The following is a 19,351-nucleotide window of genomic DNA, read 5'->3' as shown; positions in this document are numbered from 1 at the left end:
GTTCCAATGCGTTGATTAAAATATTGATTACTGGATTGTGGTATAATTTACATACAGGGGGAAAGTAGATGACACAACATAAAGAAGAACAGATGAATGAAGCATTAGCATTATTTTACTTTGCATATAAAACATTTACTGAAAAGCCAGATGAAATTATAAAAGAGTATGGCATACAACGAGTACATCACCGAATTTTATTTTTTATCGCACGCTTTCCAGGGATAAGTGTAAATGAGTTATTATCACTATTAGAAATAAGTAAACAAGCTCTTCACGGACCATTACGACAACTTGTGGAAAAGGGTTTAATTGAGAGTAATGAAGCTACACATGACCGTCGTGTGAAACAGTTATCTTTAACAGAAATAGGTGTAGATTTAGAGAAAAAATTGAGCGATGTTCAAAGAAAACAGATGAGTGCTATTTTTTCAAAATTTGGTGAATCGTGTGAAGAAAATTGGCATCAAGTTATGAATGAAATGGCAAATAGTCGATCAGGTTTTGATGCTTGGATATCAAAACGAGCAGTTGTAATCGATCAGAAATAATAAGAAATATATCTGTTTTTATAGTTTGAAAAAGAACAAATTTTATCCATACATTTGGCAACTATGGATTGGTCATAGAGTGAATGGATAAAAAGATACATTACTAGATACTTTATACGTGTACGCAATGGAACAATAAAATTCACATTTCCGAGAGGGGAATTATTATGATAAAACTTGTACTTATTCGTCACGGACAAAGTTTATGGAATCTTGAAAATCGCTTTACAGGATGGACAGATGTAGATTTATCAGAGAATGGATTAAGTGAAGCGAGAGAAGCAGGAGCGATATTAAAGAAAAATGGATATACTTTTGATGTAGCTTATACATCTGTATTAAAACGAGCAATCCGGACGTTATGGATTGTACTTCATGAGATGGATCTTGCTTGGGTATCAGTACATAAATCTTGGAAGCTAAATGAAAGACATTACGGTGCATTGCAAGGGTTGAATAAAGATGAAACTGCGAAAAAGTATGGTGAGGAGCAAGTTCATATTTGGAGAAGAAGTATTGATGTAAGACCACCTGCTCTTACTGAGGGTGATCCTAGATATGAAATGAATGATCCAAAATATAAAGCACTTAAAAAAGGTGAGTTTCCATTGACTGAATGTTTAGTGGATACGGAGAAAAGAGTACTTGATTATTGGCATTCAGAAATTGCGCCGTCATTAAAAAGTGGTGAAAAGGTAATTATTTCATCACACGGTAACACGATTCGTTCGCTAGTGAAATACTTAGATAACCTTTCAAGCGATGGTGTTGTTTCATTAAATATTCCAACCAGCATTCCACTCGTTTATGAATTAGACGATGATTTACGTCCGATTCGTCATTATTACTTAAGTATGGACGGAGAAGTACCAAAAGGGGAAATTCCGAAACATATTTCTTTTTAACATGAAAATTTGAAACGCATGCTTGTCTACATATACAATGTAGATTCATGATAAAAGACGTGGTACCTTCTAATGTATATGCGATATTGCTAAATTTAGAAGCTTGTCCACGTCTTTTGTCATAAAGAGGGCTGCTTGTGCATGTAATGATATCGTGAGTAGTTTTTGAATGGAGGGTGATGTCATTGGTGATCTCTAACATTCGAATCGGCTTATTTATTTTAGCAATCGTTTTTCTAGTTCTTGTTTTCTTTTACTGGAGAAATGAAGAATTGTATGAGGAGAAAAAGCAACGAATTAGAAAGACTTGGTATGGGTTGTTTATAGTATCAGTCACCGTGTATTTCATGATAAAAGGAATCGATTTAACCCTCTGGAAAAATCTTTTAATGTTCACTGCAATGGTTATTTTCGTTGATATTGCATTTATTTTAACGCCTAATATTTCAGAAATATGGGGAGCAAAATTTAGCGATATCGGCAAGACTGTTCAATCGATAAAACGTTCATTAATTGCTTCTAAAGCAAGAGGAGAAATATATACAACAATTATTCAAAATGTGAATCCAGCAGTATTCGGTACGATGGAATGGCATACGGAAGAAGAATATACAAAAAGTTTAAACGCATTTTTAGATTCATACGGGGAAAAGATTGGAGCGAAAATTGTTGTATTTGAAGCGGCAAAGGAATTAAATACAAACTTTCGCGGTATCCGCTCTCAATTTAGTATTATCGTTCCGTTTGAACACATTGAGCAGTTGAATGAGCAGAAAGCGGTACAAGTAGAAAATGTCGGCATTATACCAGCAAAAACTGTGAGTGATGTTTTCATTGTTATTGATGGGAAGAAAAATAATCTGCAAGATCGAGATTTTGAAAATGTATATAATTTAACAATACATCATAGTTATTTTAGTAAATAAGGACAGGATTTTCTTCTGTCCTTTTCACTTATACATAAAGGTAAAGCGAATTTAGACAAACTTGTATAAAATCGGACAATCATTCCTACACTAGCACGTAGAGGTGATTGTAGTGATAAAAGATTATGACAATGATTTTTTTAAAGAAGATAATGAAGATACAACAGATTTCTCGTTAATAAAAGGAGATACATTACAGCAAGTAGAAGAGTTAGAAGAAGAATTAAAAAGAAAATGATACGTGTACACGCTATCTACATTTGCGATATAATATAAATAGAAGATTGTATCTTTTTGAAAAGGGGGAGAAGAGATGGCTGAAATAAATGTACAAAAGTCTTCATTTTTTAAAGAAAAAAAAGAAGAACCAAATACAGATTTCTCTCTTGTGAAAGGTGCATTAACAGAAAATATAAATCGTTTAGAGAAACTGATGAATAATAGCGGTTCAAAATATATACGAGTGAAAAAAACAAAAGAAAATGCATAGTGCATTTTCTTTTGTTTTTTATTTAACATTTAACTTTTCTTTTACTTTTGCAGGTAAGTCAGCTTCCTGAACCTCTTCATATGACTTCACTTCAATTGATGATATTTCATTTTTGCTCTTATCATCTTGATCTACATAAAGGCGTAAAAATGCATTTTCATTTAATTTATGATCATTTGATGTTTTTTTACTTCTAAATGTAATTTGTTTTTTTACTCCGTCTTCGTCATAAGCAGGCAGTGTGTAGTTTCGTAAGTTTCTACCTTCTACTTTTTCGGTAGTTCCTTCACCTTCTATCTGCACGTAATATACATCTTTACCAATTCGATTTAGTGATGCTCGCTCACATCCAATAGTAATAGTAGAAAATAATAAACATAGTGTAATAATTGATAAAAACTTTTTCATTTTCTTTATCTTCTTCAATTTGTTTCTTTACACAGTATACGGCTATTATGAAATGAGAAAAATCGATATAGATTACAACACCCTTACAATGTTGTAAGGGTGTTGTCCATAAAATGAACAGTATTTTAAAAAGTTAAAAGAAAGGTAAAATAATGAATCATGGTATAATGATTAAAGACTTACATATTATTTTGTCATTTTGAGAGGAGCTTAAAAATGTATTCTACTTTAGAACAATTAACAAAGCACCCTGTATTTTATCATTTTGCAGAAATTTCAAAGATTCCTAGAGGATCGGGTAATGAAAAGGAAATTAGTGATTTTTTAGTTGGCTTTGCAAAAGAGCGTAACTTAGAAGTGATTCAAGATGAAGCAATGAATGTCATTATTAAAAAAGACGCAACTACTGGCTATGAAAATATACCAACTATTATCATTCAAGGTCATATGGATATGGTATGTGAAAAAAATCAAGCAACCGTACATGATTTTGAAAAAGATCCAATTGAATTACGAATCATTGGGGACATGTTATATGCAAATCAAACGACTTTAGGTGCTGATAATGGTATTGCAGTTGCGTATGCATTAGCTCTATTAGATGCAAAAGACATTCCGCATCCAGCACTTGAAGTAGTTATTACTACTGAAGAAGAAACGACAATGGGTGGGGCTTTCGCTGTTGACCCAAATCATTTTGAAGGAAAGATCTTTATTAATATTGATTCTGAAGAAGATCATAAATTACTTGTAAGTAGCGCAGGTGGTGCAAAAGCTGTTGAAACAATTCCAGTAATTTTGGATGAAGCGCCAGCGAATATGGATGCATACCGTCTATATGTTGGTGGTCTAAAAGGCGGACATTCTGGTATGGAAATTGATAAACAACGCGGTAATGCGAACAAAGTATTAGGTCGAGTATTACGTGATTTATTAGCAAATATTCAATTTGATATAAGTGAAGTTCACGGCGGATTAAAAACGAATGCAATTCCGCGTGAAAGTGTAGCTACAATTGTATTACGTACAGAAGACGTAGAGAAGGTAGAAGAAATACTAGAATCATGGACACGAGTATTACAAGAAGAAATGCGTGCTGTTGATCCAGATGTTCATGTTACACTTACAAAATTGGATGAGAAAGTAGAAAAAGTATTTGCTAAAGAAACACAAAAGCAACTTATTTCATCATTATTCTTAATTCCAAATGGCATTCAAAGTATGAGCATGGATATTAAAGGTCTAGTAGAAAGCTCAACAAATTTAGGTGTTATTGAAACATTGCAAGATGAAATTAAATTACGTAACGAAGTGAGAAGTTCTGTAAGTAGTTTAAAACAGCATATTGCAGATGAGATTAAATGTATTGCCGAATTAGTTGGTGCAACATTTGAAATAGAGTCAGAGTATCCAGAATGGCCATACAATCCGAATTCACAAATTCGTAATTTATTTGAAAAAGTGCATCAAGAAAAATACAATAAAGATGTTGAAATCTTCGCTGTACATGCAGGTATTGAATGCAGTGTATTCGTTCAAAAGATGCCTGAATTAGATGCAATTTCATTCGGTCCAGATATATTCAACGTCCATACTCCAGATGAACATATTAGTATTTCTTCTGTTGTGAATAACTGGGGATTCTTCGTTGATGTAATGAAGGGTACGAAAGAATTAGTTAAATAATATGGATGAAATGAAAAGTAGCCAATAAAACTTTATAGGCTACTTTTTTGTATAGAATTTTATTAGAAATTCTTTTTTACGTTAGTATTTAATTTTCACTTTTATTTCTAGAGGATATTGTACCAAAGATTGCTCCGGATACCGCTCCAATTAAAGTCATAAAAATTGCACTCCATGCTGCAAATGACATTATTACACCTCCAAATAATAAATTATTGTTTCTTAGCCTTTTGAATAGAAATGATAATTGCGACAACTATTAAGAAAATAAGAGGAGACCAAGAAAAGAAAGACATGTAATATTCTCCTTCCAATATTAATTTTAGACCTTTATATAAATAAATTATCGCATGTTTAAAGAATGAACATATAGAATATGCAATATTGCATATCGAATTGTAGGGCATAAAGAAGTGAAAACGGTTCGTGAATAAAAATGCTAATTTATAAAGAAAGTAAGGATTTTTTCTAACCTTAAAAAGGGCAGACAATCAAAAAGCTCTCTACCTTATATAAGGCAGAGAAGCTTTTAAAATAGTTTTTGTCTAATAACAATGGTATCCAATGTTTATTGGTGAGATAAACGTAAATTATTTTGAGATTTTAAAGGTGCCCCCATAATAATAATTTTCTCCAAGTTTCATAACGGCTACATATGTTCCTGGATTATAAACCTTAGTAATAGGTGTTACAAATCTACCATAATTATGTTTTAGACCTGAGTCAAAAATGGTTTTATATCTATGCAAGTTTATTTCATTATTTTCATTTTCACTCAATTGATATATTTTTACAATACCAGTATCCTTACCACCAGTATATATAGTAACATCGAATGTATCTCCATGCTTTAAGTCACCAACTGCTAACTCTTCTATAAAATCTGCATTATGATGTAATAAAAAATAGCTTTGCCACTGCCAATTATCTAAAAATCGTGATTCTTTTTGTGTAAGTTGAGATTCAGCAGACACAGGTGTGATTGTACTAATTGTATTCGAAAATAAAAATCCTCCAACAGTCAATGCACCAATAATTGTTGATTGCCTTAAAAGTTTCATGTTCTAAACCTCCTATTTACTTAAGGATTCAGAAATCGTTTTTGTGAAAAACTAGCTGTGAAATCTAATGGGTGATAATATCTTCTATAATCATATTAACATTTATTGATTTATCAGACAAATTAATAAGTAATAAAATTATATCGAGGGAGTGAAGGCAAATATAAGAAAGAAGTTAGAGATATAGCTAATAAATCTTTATTATATGTAATTGCGATTTATTATTTGAAAACATGATTATTTTAAAACTGAAATTTTAATGCACATCTTAAGTTTGGGTATATAATTTTAAAATTTGACTTATGTAAATTATCAAGTTATGATTTTTTATTATAAAAGAAAGGCTTGAATATAATGATTCGTCGTTTGAGAAAGCTAAAAAATGTAGCAGTCGTAGTAAGCTTCTAAGTGAAATACAAAGATCTACAATACTTAGAAGCGAGGAATAAAGTTATGAAGCATCCATTATTTAATCATTGGTCAGAAACGAAGTATTTAAAAGATATAGTAACAAATCCACTCATTGAAGTAGGAGAGTACTCCTATTATTCAGGGTATTACGGTCATCAAAATTTTGAAGATGGCTGTGTAAGGTATTTGTGGGGGGATGCTAAGTCCCGTGCACTTTTCAATCCAATTGAACAGATGGGATGGCATCTTGATAGACTTATTATTGGGAACTATGTTTGTATTGCTAGTGGAGTAGTCATTTTAATGGGTGGTAATCATAATCATCACTCAGAATGGATCACAGTATATCCATTCGCTGAGCAAATTGAACAATCATATGAACCGAAGGGTGATACAGTCATTAAAAGTGATGCTTGGATTGGAATGAATGCTATAATAATGCCTGGCGTTACAATCGGTGAAGGTGCAATCGTCGCAGCAGGATCTATCGTAAGTAAAGATGTTCCGCCGTATACAATAGTTGGTGGAAATCCTGCTAAAGAAATAAAGAAGCGGTTCACTGATACAGAAATAAATATGCTAATGGAGATGCGTTGGTTTGATTGGGATAGAGAGTTGATTGAGAAGGCAATGCTTCTTTTATCTAGTCCAGCCATTGAAACATTATTTGCTTTTTATAAAAATGAAGTAAAAAAGAAATAAATCAGTTAGAAAAACTACATTCCATATAGGATGTAGTTTTTTATTTTTTGTAAATGTGGAACAAATGTATTATTTAGATTGTCTATTAATTGTAATCCTAAAAAATATGAAAGTGCGAATCATTTTGAAAAATATAAGGGGATTAAAAATAAGGATATGTGTGGAATACAAAGTATTAGCGCACCTAAAAGTGTCGGATGAGATGGTCTATATGAAAGCGATTCTAACGTTTTATATGTATATACAATTTGAGAACACTGTCTATTTTTGGGAGGATTATGTTAGAATAAAGCTTTTTTTGAGTACAAAGATATTGGAGGTAACAGAAGTGAAAGGTATGTTTTGCAAGAGATTTATTGCAATAGTAACAGTGCTTACACTATTTTGTAGCATGGTCGTTACAATTGGAAGAGCAGCAGCGGAAATAGTTCCTGCTATAGACGTTGAAGCAGGATCAGCAATTTTAATAGAAGCAAATTCCGGAAAAATTTTATATGAAAAAAATGCAGATGAATCATTGGCAATTGCTAGTATGACAAAAATGATGAGCGAATACTTAGTTCATGAAGCGGTGGATAAAGGAAAACTTAAATGGGATCAAAAAGTTAAAATCTCTGAATATGCACATAAGATTTCGCAAGATCGTTCATTATCAAATGTTCCATTAGAAAATGGTGGCTCTTATACGGTAAAAGAGTTATATGAGGCAATGGCAATTTACTCTGCAAATGGTGCAACAATTGCTTTAGTTGAACAGATTGCTGGTAAAGAGATCAATTTTGTAAAAATGATGAACGATAAGTCGAAAGAGTTTGGAATGAAAGAGTATAAGTTTGTAAACTCTACAGGCTTAACAAATCAAGATTTAAAAGGATATCACCTAGAAGGGACGACTCTAGACGAGAAAAATAAAATGTCTGCAAGGGATTGTGCAATTTTAGCACAACGTCTTATTCAAGATTTTCCCCCAATATTAAATACAGCAAAAATTCCTAAAAAAACATTCCAAGAGGGTGGTAAATATCCAATTGATATGGCGAACTTTAACTGGATGTTAAAAGGTTTAATTAAGCAATATGAAGGTGTAGATGGTTTGAAAACAGGAACGACTCCAGAAGCGGGAGATTGTTTCACTGGTACAGTAGAAAGAAACGGTATGCGTCTAATCTCTGTAGTAATAAAAGCAAACTCTCATACAGCACGTTTTGATGAAACGAAGAAATTATATGATTATGGATTTGCGAATTTTGAAGTGAAGAATATCTACGGAAAAGATTCAGTAGTAAAAGGACATGAAACAGTTCGAGTGGCAAATGCGAAAGACAAAGATGTAGTAGTTCAAACGAAGCAAGCTGTTTCACTTCCAATGCCAAAGGGCAATAAAGATGTTTATAAAAAAGAATTTAAAGTATCGAATAAAGAACAAGAAGCGCCTATTAAAAAAGGTGTAACAATAAGTAAAATGATTATCTCGCCTAAAGATAATACAGATCCTGGCTTCTTATCAGGTAAATCATTACAAATAGAACTTGTAACAAAATCTGATGTAGAACAAGCAAATTGGTTTACACGTTTTATGCGTGAAATCGGATCTTTCTTTAATGGTATGTGGGATAGTGCGGTTGATATAGTAAAAAGCTAGCATAAATTTGTGTCCATCAATTAAAAAACGCTATTCTTTTTGTAGAAATATACAATGGTCTGACCCCATTTGGTGAGACAAAGAAAAAACACCTAGATAACATGTTTCCTATAAGCTATAGGTGACATATTATCTAATTTTCTCTGAATCCGTTCATTATTATAGTAGTGGATGTATTCATCCACAGTTTGTATTATACTAGCATTATTCGATTGTTTTATATTTTGCGCATAGAATCCTTCGGATTTCAAATGAGAATGAAAGGATTCTATGAGGGCATTATCATGGCAGTTTCCTGTACGAGACATGCTTGTGATAATGCCTTTTTCTTTGGCATATGTTTGAAATTGTTTTGATGTATACACCTTTCCTTGATCCGAATGTAAAATCGTATCAATCACATTTCGCTTTCTTAAAGCCTCTTTTAGAGTATCTAATACAAGAGAAACATCTTGTGTCTCAGCTATTTTATAACTTACAATTTCATTGTTAAACCCATCTATAATAGATGAAAAATAAAGAGTCTTATTGCCGAACATCAAATACGTGATATCAGTGAACCATTTTTCATTAGGCTTGGTAGCTTTAAATCTCCGTTGTATTCTATTTTTAGCTACCACTGGTTCATGACCGAGCACAAATATCTTTTTCTTTTTTCTAACCCGAGATAATACGTTGTATTTTCTCATGATACGTAATACTTTTTTATGATTCATTACGATGTTAAATTGATCACGTAGACAAGCTGTAACCCGACGATATCCATACCGATATTTATGATCTTGACATATTTCTATTACGGTTTTTTCTTCATGATTAGTTACTGTTTTCTCCTGTTTTTTCCAACGATAATAAGTAGCACGTGAAATATTAAATATGGAACACAGTTCTGCAATTGTAAAAATTGATTGCCGTTCCTTTATCATTTTCATTATTTCTTCTTTTCCTCCCACCTCCTTAAGATTTCTTGGCACTTTTCCAGCAATATAATCTTTGCCTTTAAATATCGTATTTCTAATTCTTTTTGTTCAAGTTCTGTTAACCTTTTTAAGCCTTTTCCATGTGCAGATTGTCTTCCAATAGATTGTTCAAACCGATAGGTTTCGCCTTCACGATACCATTTCATCCAAGTTTTAATTTGAGCCACATGTCTAATTCCTAAGGCATCCATAATTTCTTTATTTTTGAATCCTTGGTGTTTCATTTCAACTACTTTCCACTTTATTTCGGCGGGATAATGCGCCTTTTTCCCCATACGAAAAACACCTCCATTAAAATCATAACTGATACTTACGATTTAGAGAGGTGTTTTTTATCGTCTCATTCTCAGGGTTCACTCCAACAAAAAGGATGGCATTTATTATGAATCTTTCGATTTAAAGGATTCTGGTGCAAGGTTAGTTTAATAAAGTTACATGATGAAAACCCACCCATTATTCCATCAAATGACAATAAAAAAATAATATCCGGTGAGTATTTCTGTAATTAGATTTTATCCCGCATTAACGGGCAGTAAGACCCCCACTGATTAAAGTTTCACTTTATAAAAATTTAATAAAATCTTTTCTTTGTATTAAATATTTTGTTTTAAATTATGTATATAAAGAAATGGAGGTCAAATTAACTTTGTACTGCTTATATTAGGAATTTAAAGAAACAATATGTACAATTCTCCCACTACATTCGCATAGTGGCCTTTTTGAAAAGCAAAATCTACAATTTACAAGGAGAATATTTTATGAGTAAGAGAATAAAAGAATTAGATTCCATACGAGGGTTAGCGGCACTTACTGTGGTATTTGGACATTTTTGTTTAATGCTACCATCGTTGCCTAATTCTATTAAATTTTCCCCGCTTAGGTTTTTATGGGCGGGTGGGGAAGCTGTTATCGTTTTTTATGTACTAAGTGGTTTTGTGTTATCTATGGCACTTTATTATTCAAAAACAAATTATTGGGGATATTTAATTAAGAGATTTGTAAGAATCTATATTCCTTATTATTTTTGGATAATCGTTACCTTTGTTTTATTTATTTTATTTTCGCCATATGAAGTGGTAGGACTACGGGATTGGTTCTATGATAGGTGGCAAGGGTCTATAACAAAATTAGATATTATAAACCACTTTGTGCTTCTTAATAACTTTTTTACGGAAAATTATAATCCAGTTATTTGGTCATTGGCTCAAGAAATGCGTATATCTATTGTGTTTCCTGTGTTATTCCTTCTTTTTTATAAACTGAATTGGAAGAAAACGATACTATTTGCTTTGAGCTTTTCTTTAATTAGTGTTTTTCTTAATATGTTGCATATTGGGAAAGCTGAAGGATTTTATAATGGTTATGCCGATACACTGCATTTTACATCTATGTTTATGGTTGGAATGTTACTTTTTAAGCATCAGGAAAAACTTATCTACTCATATAGGAATATGAAAAAATTTAAAAAAGGATTTCTTATTGCCTTAGGAATTATTCTATATTTATATTCCATTTTAATTTATGGTTTTTCCCGTAATGATACTACTTTCTTATTAAAAGATTGGGGTGTCGTAATGGGGGTTAGTATATTTATTATAATGGCTATGAGTAACCTAAAAGTAAAAATACTTTTAAATAAGAGTGTGTTTGTATACTTAGGAGAAATTTCATACAGTATCTATTTGTGTCATTTTCCAATCATGATGGTACTATTTAAACTTTTGTATACAAAGATACCTATCTTTTTCCTTCTTACTTTGTGCATTACAATGACACTACTTTTTTCTATAGTTTCTTATCATTTAATCGAAAAGAAATGTATCAACTGGGCAAAACAAAGAACAACAAATTTTTTGAAAAAAGTATAATTCCTAAGGAGATTTTATTTCTTTAGTAAATATACGAATATGACCGATTCCTAAGTATACTTAGGAATCGGTCAATTTTGGATTCTAAATGTAAATATAATAAAGTGGAATATAATTGAAATCAAAAACATTTAGAAAGAACAATTACATTGTGAGCTAATGTATAGTATAGATATGAATAATAAAAAGGGGAAATAGATATGTGGAAGCGATTTGTCTCGATTGGTGATAGTTTTACAGAGGGGATAGGGGATGAAGTTGAGGGAATTGCATTAAAAAGCTGGGTAGATCATTTGGTTCAACTGTGTGAAAAAGATATAGAATATGCCAATTTTGCAAAGCGTGGGTTAGTAACTAAAGAAATTCGCTCGCAGCAATTGGAAAAGGCGTTAACTTTTAATCCAGATTTGGTTAGTCTCATTGCAGGGGCAAACGATGTTTTAAAAGGACGTTGGAATCATGAGGCATATAAGAACGATATGAAATTTATGATAGATACATTAAGTAAAGCAGGGGCGGATATTATTATAGCAAGCCTTCCAGATTTTACAGTTCGGCTTCCTTTTTCTTCTGAAAAAAAACAAGTATTAAAAGAACAATTATTAGAGGCAAATGAAGTTATACTTTCACTGAGTAGAGAGTATAAGCTTCATCATGTTGATTTTTGGAATCATCATTTAGTTAATGACAATACGCTTTGGTCTAAGGATTTAATTCATCCAAACTCAAAAGGATATGTAAAAGTTGCTGAATTGATTTTTAGTAGTTTGCCTGTACAGAAGACAAAATAATCGTTTGCAATTTAACAAATATGATATTAATTGTATTAAGCTATGTTTTTTAATAAATGGAAAGAACTAAAAATTTAGCAAACAAAGCGTATCTATGATATATTTCTACAGTAGTGCACAAATGCAGAATCAAAAGGAAAGATTACCTACGGAAATAGGTGATCTTTAAACATTTTTATACCTAAATTAATATATACTGTATTACTAAATAAATTAGTACTGCATAAAAATTAAGTTCTTTTATAGAAAAACTGATGTTACATTATCTTAAAATATATTATATTTTACAAGAGATTCATAATAATATTATATAATAACATAGTCAAATCATATTTTGGGGATTTATCCCGATTGCGTATAATGTGTAATTTTTTTGAAGCAATAATGTCCAATAAGTTAAATAGGTAGTAAATGTAAAAAAATCAATACTATATTATTCAATCTTTGTTATGAGTGCATTAGTAATTGTTAGTATTATATTTTTAATATCTATTTTAGTTATTGGAATTAATTTGAATAGAAAATATGTAGGATAAGGAAAGGTACATATACTTTATTGTATATGTACCTTTTTATTTAGTAGGATTTATAGTCTCTATAAACTATTATGTTAATAAAATTAAAAAACTTAATTCTTAATATTCTTATGGTTAAAGCTATCTATAAAATGAAAATATAACTAAATAATAGTTTGTTATGATTTGTGGATTTTGTTTTTTTATCCGAATTTTCTGATTCAAATATTTCAACTTTATGAATATAGTAGGTGAAAAAGTTGTGTGATAGTATTTGAGATAGAAAAAGGCCAACTTTAAAAAGGATGTGAATTAAATGTGCAAACAACTGTAAATGGTTATATTAAGTTAATGTTTAACTGTTTTTAGTGTAAGGCAAAGGTCTATTTTGTAACAGTTGATATAAAAATGAAGAAATAGGTGTACCAAAAATTATCTGACTATTTTAAAAAATATGAAACGTTGGAATTAGTATAGGGTTTGACGAAGTTAAATTCTAGGTGAAATCTTTATAATGATTAATTAGGTTTAATAAAGGGGTACCTTATACGCAAAAGTATTTATATTAGTAACCTAAGGAGCTTGCTTTTATGAAAACTACTGATTCAAAAGGCCTATTAGGAAATAGGGTATATTTACAAGTTTTCTCTGCCTATTCATTGCTTATGCTTGGTGTTTTTATTGATATGTTAGCGATTATGACTATAGTTGGGTTTGAATGGGAAGTAGATCCTACTATGATTGGATTGATTCCTGTTGCATATGCACTTCCTGGAATTATTTTTGGCTCATGGGCAGGTGTTATTGCAGATCGTTTTAGAAAAATTCCAATTATGATGTTCTGTAATCTAATGGTTGGTCTAATAACGATTGCTCTTTTATTTGTACAAGATATCTACTGGCTCTTAGTGGCATTAATGATTCGTTCCATTTTTAGTGTTTTCTATTATCCTGCACAGCAAACACTAACAAGACAGATTGTATCCCCGGATTTGCTCACTAAAGCAGTAAGTATCAACGGAATAGTAGAGCAGGGTACCAAGATAGTAGGCCCACTTATAGGGGGCATGTTGCTGAGCTGGTTTCAACCAGAGTTCTGCCTCATTATAAGAGCTATAAGTTGTTTATTAGCTACCTTAGTTCTGATACCCACAATAAAATTTAAAGAAACTATATCGAAAGAATTTGTTGAAAAGCAAAAACAAAGTACTTGGACCGCTTGGGTACAAGGGTGGGGTTATGTGTTATCTAATCGGATAATATTATCAACTATGATTTTCGTTACAATAGCCATGGCAGTATTACAATTAGTAGACTCACAATTCCCAACTTTATTTAAGAGCTTATTCCCACATGATAAAAGTAAAATGGGATATATCATTTCTATTATTGGTCTTGGCGGAATACTTGGTGCATTACTAACTCAGAAATTAAAACAATTTCAATATGGCTGGGTAGTATGTGGAGGTATGGTTTTAATGGGAATTGGTTTTGGGGGGATTGGTTTGATAACGCCCGGTACGGTCTTCGTTTTGGCCTATTTAATTAGTTTTATCGCTGGGATTGGAAGTGGGCTGATGCTTGTATCTAATCAAGTCATTTTACAAATAGAATCCGATCAAGATCAAGTAGGAAGGGTATTTGGTATTCAAAGCAGTTTAACAAACGCAGTTTTAATTATTTCTCCTGCTATGAGTGGCCCATTAGTGCATTTGTTCGGAGTAACTCAACTTTATGTTTATGGAGGGATTGGGCTTGTTATCATTGGAGTAATTGGAGTTTCACTGCAGAAATATTTATGGGCTAAACATAAACACGAACCTATAAGAGCAAATAATTTTTGAAGGGAAGATTTTTATGACCAATGAGGAATGTTATCCATTAAGCCATCCGCAGCGAAGGATATGGTATACAGAAGTTATTCATTCTGATAAAGGAATATGTAATTTAAGATTTTTATTTAAACTTCATCGAAAAATGAATTATTCAAAATTAAACCAAGTTGTGAATCGCGTCATTAGTGAAAATGACGGTCTGTGCATTAGGTTAAAAGAAAATGGGCATCAGGAACCGAAACAATATTTTATTAAACATGAAGAACAAGAATTTGAGTTTTTTGATTTCAGTAATGTGGAGAATACAAATTTGCTTGAGGAATGGATTGAGCAGAAAACAAAAGAAACGTTTACATTATTTAATTCAAATTTATACTATTTCGCTTTAATAAAATTAAACGATAATGAATGTGCAGTCTTTGGAAATGTTCATCATATTATTATGGATGGTTTATCAATTCAAATATTTACTGAGCAGATTGCAAAATATTATTATGAAATGTATAACGAGAATGAGGAAGACGAAATTGAAAATTCATATTTTCAATTTCTGACTAATGAACAAACATACTTGAATAGTAGTCGCTTTCAAAAAGATCAAAAATTCTGGTTAGAGGAATTTAAAACATTGCCATCTGTGACCGGATTGAAGCCCTATAATACGTACCAAGTTAGTACTAAAGCATCACGTGAGACATTTATATTAACGGAGCATTTGAAGAGAAAGATAGAAAAATTTTCTGAAGATTACAAAATTAGTTTATACACTTTTTTTGTTGCTGCTTTCTCGTTGTCCATGTATCGGTGGACCTCATCGCTTGATATTGGTTTAGGAATGGCTTACGGCAATCGTATGACTAAAATGGAGCGAAAATTGATTGGAATGATGGTGAGTACAGTTCCTTTAAGAATGGATATTGATCCAGAAGAAGAAGTACTTTCATTTATTAGTAGGGTGTCCAGAAAACAAAGCAAATTATTGAGACACCAGAAATATCCATTTGATTTGTTATTAAAGCAGATTAATAAAGAGAATAACAGTAATGTGAGACTTTTCGGAACTACAATTGATTATAGGGATCGTGATGAAAGTGGTGACTCACTATGGATTCCAAACCATGAAGAGGTGCAAGATTTTGCAGTGCATATTGAAAATCTAATTGATATTGACTCTTTACATGTACATATTGATTATCGTGAGGAGCTATTTTCTAAGGAAGAGATAAAACGGTTTTTTAACGTGATGTTAGCGATAATGGAAAACACTTTTGAAAAACCAAAGCAGAAGGTAGCTGAAATCGAAATCATTTCTGATGAAGATAAAAGAAAAAGTTTAGTTGAGTTCAACAATCCTAAGCTGGATTTCCCATCTCAAGTAACTATTCATGAATTGTTCAAACAGCAAGCGTTGAACTATCCACGCGATATTGCAGTTACGTATGGAAAAGAAAAAGTTACTTATAGGGAGCTTAATGAACGTGCAAATCAGTTAGCTCATTATTTGCAGAAAAAGGGAGTAAGACCTGATACTTTAGTTGGACTGTACGTTGAACGTTCCCTCGAAATGATTGTAGGTATTTTAGGGATTTTGAAGGCTGGTGGGGCTTATGTTCCACTTGATTCAACATATCCAGAGCAGCGACTTCAATATATTTTAGAAGATGCTAGCATTCAGTTATTCGTAACGCAAGAAAGTTTAAAAGAATTGAAATGGTTACCAGAAAATGTTGAGTCGATTTGCCTGGATCGTGATCAAGATGAGATTGGGAAAGAAAGTAAGACTTTACCGGTTTCTGATGTCAGTTCCCAAAATTTAGCATACGTGATCTATACTTCGGGATCAACGGGGAATCCAAAGGGTGTTATGATAGAGCATCACAATGTCATTCGGTTATTTAAAGCAACGGATTGTTGGTATCAGTTTAATGAAAAAGATACTTGGACGCTTTTTCATTCTTATGCATTTGATTTCTCAGTATGGGAAATTTGGGGAGCATTATTATATGGTGGAAAATTAGTTGTTGTTCCGTACTGGATTAGTCGATCACCTAAGGATTTTTACCAATTATTGGTGAAGGAAGAAGTCACAGTTCTAAATCAGACACCTTCCGCATTTCGACAATTAATACAAGTATGTGAACAAGAAGATAAGAATAAAAATTTGCAGCTGCGTTATGTCATATTTGGCGGAGAAGCGTTAGAACCTACTAGCTTGTTACCGTGGTTTCAAAGGTATGGGGAGAAAAAACCACAGTTAATTAATATGTATGGAATTACAGAAACTACAGTTCATGTTACATATTATCCAATTACTCTAGATGATGTGCAGCATGCTTCAAGAAGTAATATTGGCAAGCGGATTCCCGATTTAGAAGTGTATATACTAGACGCTTATCAACAACCTGTTCCTATAGGTGTTGATGGTGAACTTTATATTGGTGGGGCAGGACTGGCACGTGGGTATTTAAATAGACCCGAATTAACTGCAGAGCGCTTTATACCTCATCCATTTAGTAGTGATCCGAAAGCAAGATTATACCGGACAGGAGACTTAGCGAGGTATTTGCCAGATGGAAATCTGGATTATCGTGGAAGAATTGATCATCAGGTTAAAATACGTGGTTTCCGAATTGAGATTGGGGAGATTGAGTCTACTTTACATACATATGCATCTGTAAAAGAGGCAGTTGTAATTGTAAGAGAAGATCAGCCAGGCGATAAACGATTAGTAGCATATGTTATAGGAGATGGAAATGTAGATGCGTGGAGAGAGTATCTTAAAGCGAAACTACCAAGTTATATGGTTCCTTCGGGATTTGTGGTGATGGAAGCTATTCCACTTACAGCTAACGGTAAAGTTGATCGTGAGGCCTTACCTATGCCGGAGGAAAAGCAGATTAATAGTGAATGTGTTGGCCCTCGGAATAGTAACGAACAGATACTGACTACCATTTGGAAGCAAGTATTAGGTGTTAAAAAGGTGGGAATCTATGATAATTTCTTTGAAATTGGTGGCGACTCGATTCTCAGTATTCAAATCATATCTCAAGCAAGTCAAGTGGGGTTAAAACTTACTCCAAAGCAAATGTTTGAATGCCCAACTATCGCTGAGCTGGCACAAGTGGCTATAGAAACGCAGGGAGTACAAGCGGAGCAGGGAATTGTGATAGGTGATGTGTCTCTTACTCCAATTCAGTGTTGGTTCTTCGAGCAAGAACATCCACATCTGGAGCATTGGAATCAATCGATGCTTTTAAGAGTAAAAGAGAGATTGGATGTGAAGTTACTAGAGGGAGCGATATTAAATTTACTCAAACATCATGATGCTTTACGTTTCCAGTACAAACAGTTACCAAACGGAACGTGGAGGCAGAGAAATGAAGGGACTGATGAGCTGTCAGTACTCCATGTTGTAAAACGGAATCAAGTTAATGAAAAAGAGTGGAATACAATAATACAAGAAGAGATGAACATTAATCAAGCTAGTTTCAATCTAGTTACTGGTCCGTTAATGAGAGTAGTGTACTTTGAGGATAACTTGACTGGAAATGATCGAATATTCTGGGTGATTCATCATTTAGTAGTAGATGGAGTATCATGGAGGATTCTATTGGAAGATTTACAGACGGTATATAACCAGATGAAACAAGGTCAAGAAGTTCGCTTACCTGCGAAAAGTACATCTTTTAAAGATTGGTCTGAACGACTCCAGACGTACAGTGATTCGGGTATTTTGAAAAAAGTACAAGATTATTGGAATGAACAAGTAGAAAAAGAAACGATGAAAATTCCAATGGACTATCCAATACAAGAAACAACAGAAGAATCGATTGATCAAGTGACAGGGACTTTAGGAATAGAAGAAACATATGAATTGTTACACGAAGTTCCAGTAACTCATAAGACAAGGATTGATGAGGTACTATTAACGGCATTAGGACAAGCTATCGTCGATTGTACAAATCAGCAAACGGTTTCTATTCATCTAGAAGGACACGGAAGAGAAGAGGTAATTGAAGGTATTGATTTATCAAGGACAGTGGGCTGGTTCACGAGTATTTATCCCGTTCATCTCAATTTTCAAGGAACTCAAACACCTTTTGAAGGGTTAAAGGCTGTCAAAGAACAATTGCGTCGAATTCCGAATCGTGGAGTTGACTATGGTATTTTACGTTACTTGAATAAAGGATTACTTCCGTTTTATCAGCAAAAGCCTTCAATAAGTTTTAACTATTTGGGCCAATTTGATCAGGTTTTCTCAAGGGAATCTTTGTTTATGCAAGAGACAGGATTTACATTTTTAGATCATGATCCAGATTCCAAACCATCTCATCTAATTGATGTTATCGGAATGGTGAAAGATGAAAAGTTACATTTTGTTTGGATGTATAGTAGAGAACAGTTTTCTAAATTAAAAATTCAATTGATAGCAGATGGTATGTTGAGGCATCTTCGTCAACTTATAAATAAACCAACAACAGAATCTGCTTTTACGGTATCAGATTTTGCTGATGCAGAGGATCTTACGGAAGAAAGCTTGAGCAAAGTATTACTTAAATTAACAAAGAAGAGGGTGTAAA

At 32.6% G+C, this 19,351-nt stretch carries 15 protein-coding genes; 12 read left to right on the top strand and 3 right to left on the bottom strand.

The features are described 5' to 3' along the window. Positions 1-68: 68 nt before the first annotated feature. From QCI46_RS15190 to spoIISB, 5 genes are all read left to right on the top strand, one after another. A complete protein-coding gene (locus QCI46_RS15190; RefSeq protein ID WP_215563263.1) occupies positions 69-551 on the top strand; it encodes a MarR family winged helix-turn-helix transcriptional regulator in 483 nt (160 codons plus the stop codon). 167 nt (positions 552-718) lie between these two features. Next, entirely contained in the window at positions 719-1,456 is a 738-nt protein-coding gene (gene gpmA / locus QCI46_RS15185) for a 2,3-diphosphoglycerate-dependent phosphoglycerate mutase (protein ID WP_353840737.1), read from the top strand. Between the two features lie 188 nt (positions 1,457-1,644). Continuing rightward, on the top strand, positions 1,645-2,382 hold the full coding sequence (locus tag QCI46_RS15180; protein WP_353841879.1) for a type II toxin-antitoxin system SpoIISA family toxin: 738 nt from the start codon (positions 1,645-1,647) through the stop codon (positions 2,380-2,382). 112 nt (positions 2,383-2,494) lie between these two features. Next, the gene (locus QCI46_RS15175; RefSeq protein WP_000588712.1) at positions 2,495-2,620 is read left to right on the top strand and encodes a hypothetical protein; all 126 of its coding nucleotides are present in this window, start codon (positions 2,495-2,497) and stop codon (positions 2,618-2,620) included. A 75-nt stretch (positions 2,621-2,695) separates the two neighbouring features. Further along, the gene (spoIISB, locus tag QCI46_RS15170; protein WP_046959435.1) at positions 2,696-2,872 is read left to right on the top strand and encodes a stage II sporulation protein SB; all 177 of its coding nucleotides are present in this window, start codon (positions 2,696-2,698) and stop codon (positions 2,870-2,872) included. 18 nt (positions 2,873-2,890) lie between these two features. On the opposite strand, the gene QCI46_RS15165 is transcribed toward spoIISB, so the two are convergent. After that, positions 2,891-3,280 carry a YxeA family protein gene (locus QCI46_RS15165; RefSeq protein WP_353840736.1) on the bottom strand — a complete coding sequence of 130 codons (390 nt, stop codon included), beginning with the start codon at positions 3,278-3,280 and terminating at the stop codon, positions 2,891-2,893. A 216-nt stretch (positions 3,281-3,496) separates the two neighbouring features. Here QCI46_RS15165 and pepD point away from each other — a divergent pair, with 216 nt between their 5' ends. Beyond that, complete coding sequence (gene pepD / locus QCI46_RS15160) at positions 3,497-4,966, top strand: beta-Ala-His dipeptidase (RefSeq protein WP_353840735.1); 1,470 nt, start codon at positions 3,497-3,499, stop codon at positions 4,964-4,966. Between the two features lie 590 nt (positions 4,967-5,556). On the opposite strand, the gene QCI46_RS15155 is transcribed toward pepD, so the two are convergent. After that, positions 5,557-6,027, bottom strand: coding sequence for a DUF5065 family protein (locus tag QCI46_RS15155; RefSeq protein ID WP_353840734.1), 471 nt, complete (start codon positions 6,025-6,027; stop codon positions 5,557-5,559). A 453-nt stretch (positions 6,028-6,480) separates the two neighbouring features. On the opposite strand from QCI46_RS15155, the gene QCI46_RS15150 reads away from it, so the two are divergent. Beyond that, positions 6,481-7,140, top strand: a complete 660-nt coding sequence (locus QCI46_RS15150) for a CatB-related O-acetyltransferase (protein ID WP_098115218.1) — start codon at positions 6,481-6,483, stop codon at positions 7,138-7,140. Positions 7,141-7,468: 328 nt separating this feature from the next. Beyond that, the gene (locus QCI46_RS15145; protein ID WP_353840733.1) at positions 7,469-8,782 is read left to right on the top strand and encodes a D-alanyl-D-alanine carboxypeptidase family protein; all 1,314 of its coding nucleotides are present in this window, start codon (positions 7,469-7,471) and stop codon (positions 8,780-8,782) included. Between the two features lie 92 nt (positions 8,783-8,874). Here the strand turns inward: QCI46_RS15145 and QCI46_RS15140 are convergent. Beyond that, a protein-coding gene (locus tag QCI46_RS15140; RefSeq protein ID WP_098818981.1) for an IS3 family transposase occupies positions 8,875-10,037 on the bottom strand; the annotation gives its coding sequence in 2 pieces (ribosomal slippage) (positions 8,875-9,770 and positions 9,770-10,037; 1,164 coding nt in all). A 483-nt stretch (positions 10,038-10,520) separates the two neighbouring features. On the opposite strand from QCI46_RS15140, the gene QCI46_RS15135 reads away from it, so the two are divergent. The 4 genes from QCI46_RS15135 (at position 10,521) to QCI46_RS15120 (ending at position 19,350) form a co-directional block, all read left to right on the top strand. Next, positions 10,521-11,630, top strand: a complete 1,110-nt coding sequence (locus QCI46_RS15135; protein WP_353840732.1) for an acyltransferase family protein — start codon at positions 10,521-10,523, stop codon at positions 11,628-11,630. Between the two features lie 200 nt (positions 11,631-11,830). Next, entirely contained in the window at positions 11,831-12,421 is a 591-nt protein-coding gene (locus QCI46_RS15130) for an SGNH/GDSL hydrolase family protein (protein WP_353840731.1), read from the top strand. Between the two features lie 1,105 nt (positions 12,422-13,526). Beyond that, a complete protein-coding gene (locus tag QCI46_RS15125; protein ID WP_353840730.1) occupies positions 13,527-14,780 on the top strand; it encodes an MFS transporter in 1,254 nt (417 codons plus the stop codon). Between the two features lie 13 nt (positions 14,781-14,793). After that, a complete protein-coding gene (locus QCI46_RS15120; protein ID WP_353840729.1) occupies positions 14,794-19,350 on the top strand; it encodes an amino acid adenylation domain-containing protein in 4,557 nt (1,518 codons plus the stop codon). Position 19,351 lies beyond the last annotated feature (1 nt).

It is taken from the genome of Bacillus cereus group sp. RP32 (assembly GCF_040459735.1).
GTDB classification, from domain to species: domain Bacteria; phylum Bacillota; class Bacilli; order Bacillales; family Bacillaceae_G; genus Bacillus_A; species Bacillus_A wiedmannii.
Note: the sequence above shows the minus strand (reverse complement) of the source record. Positions and strands in the feature narration are given on the sequence as shown.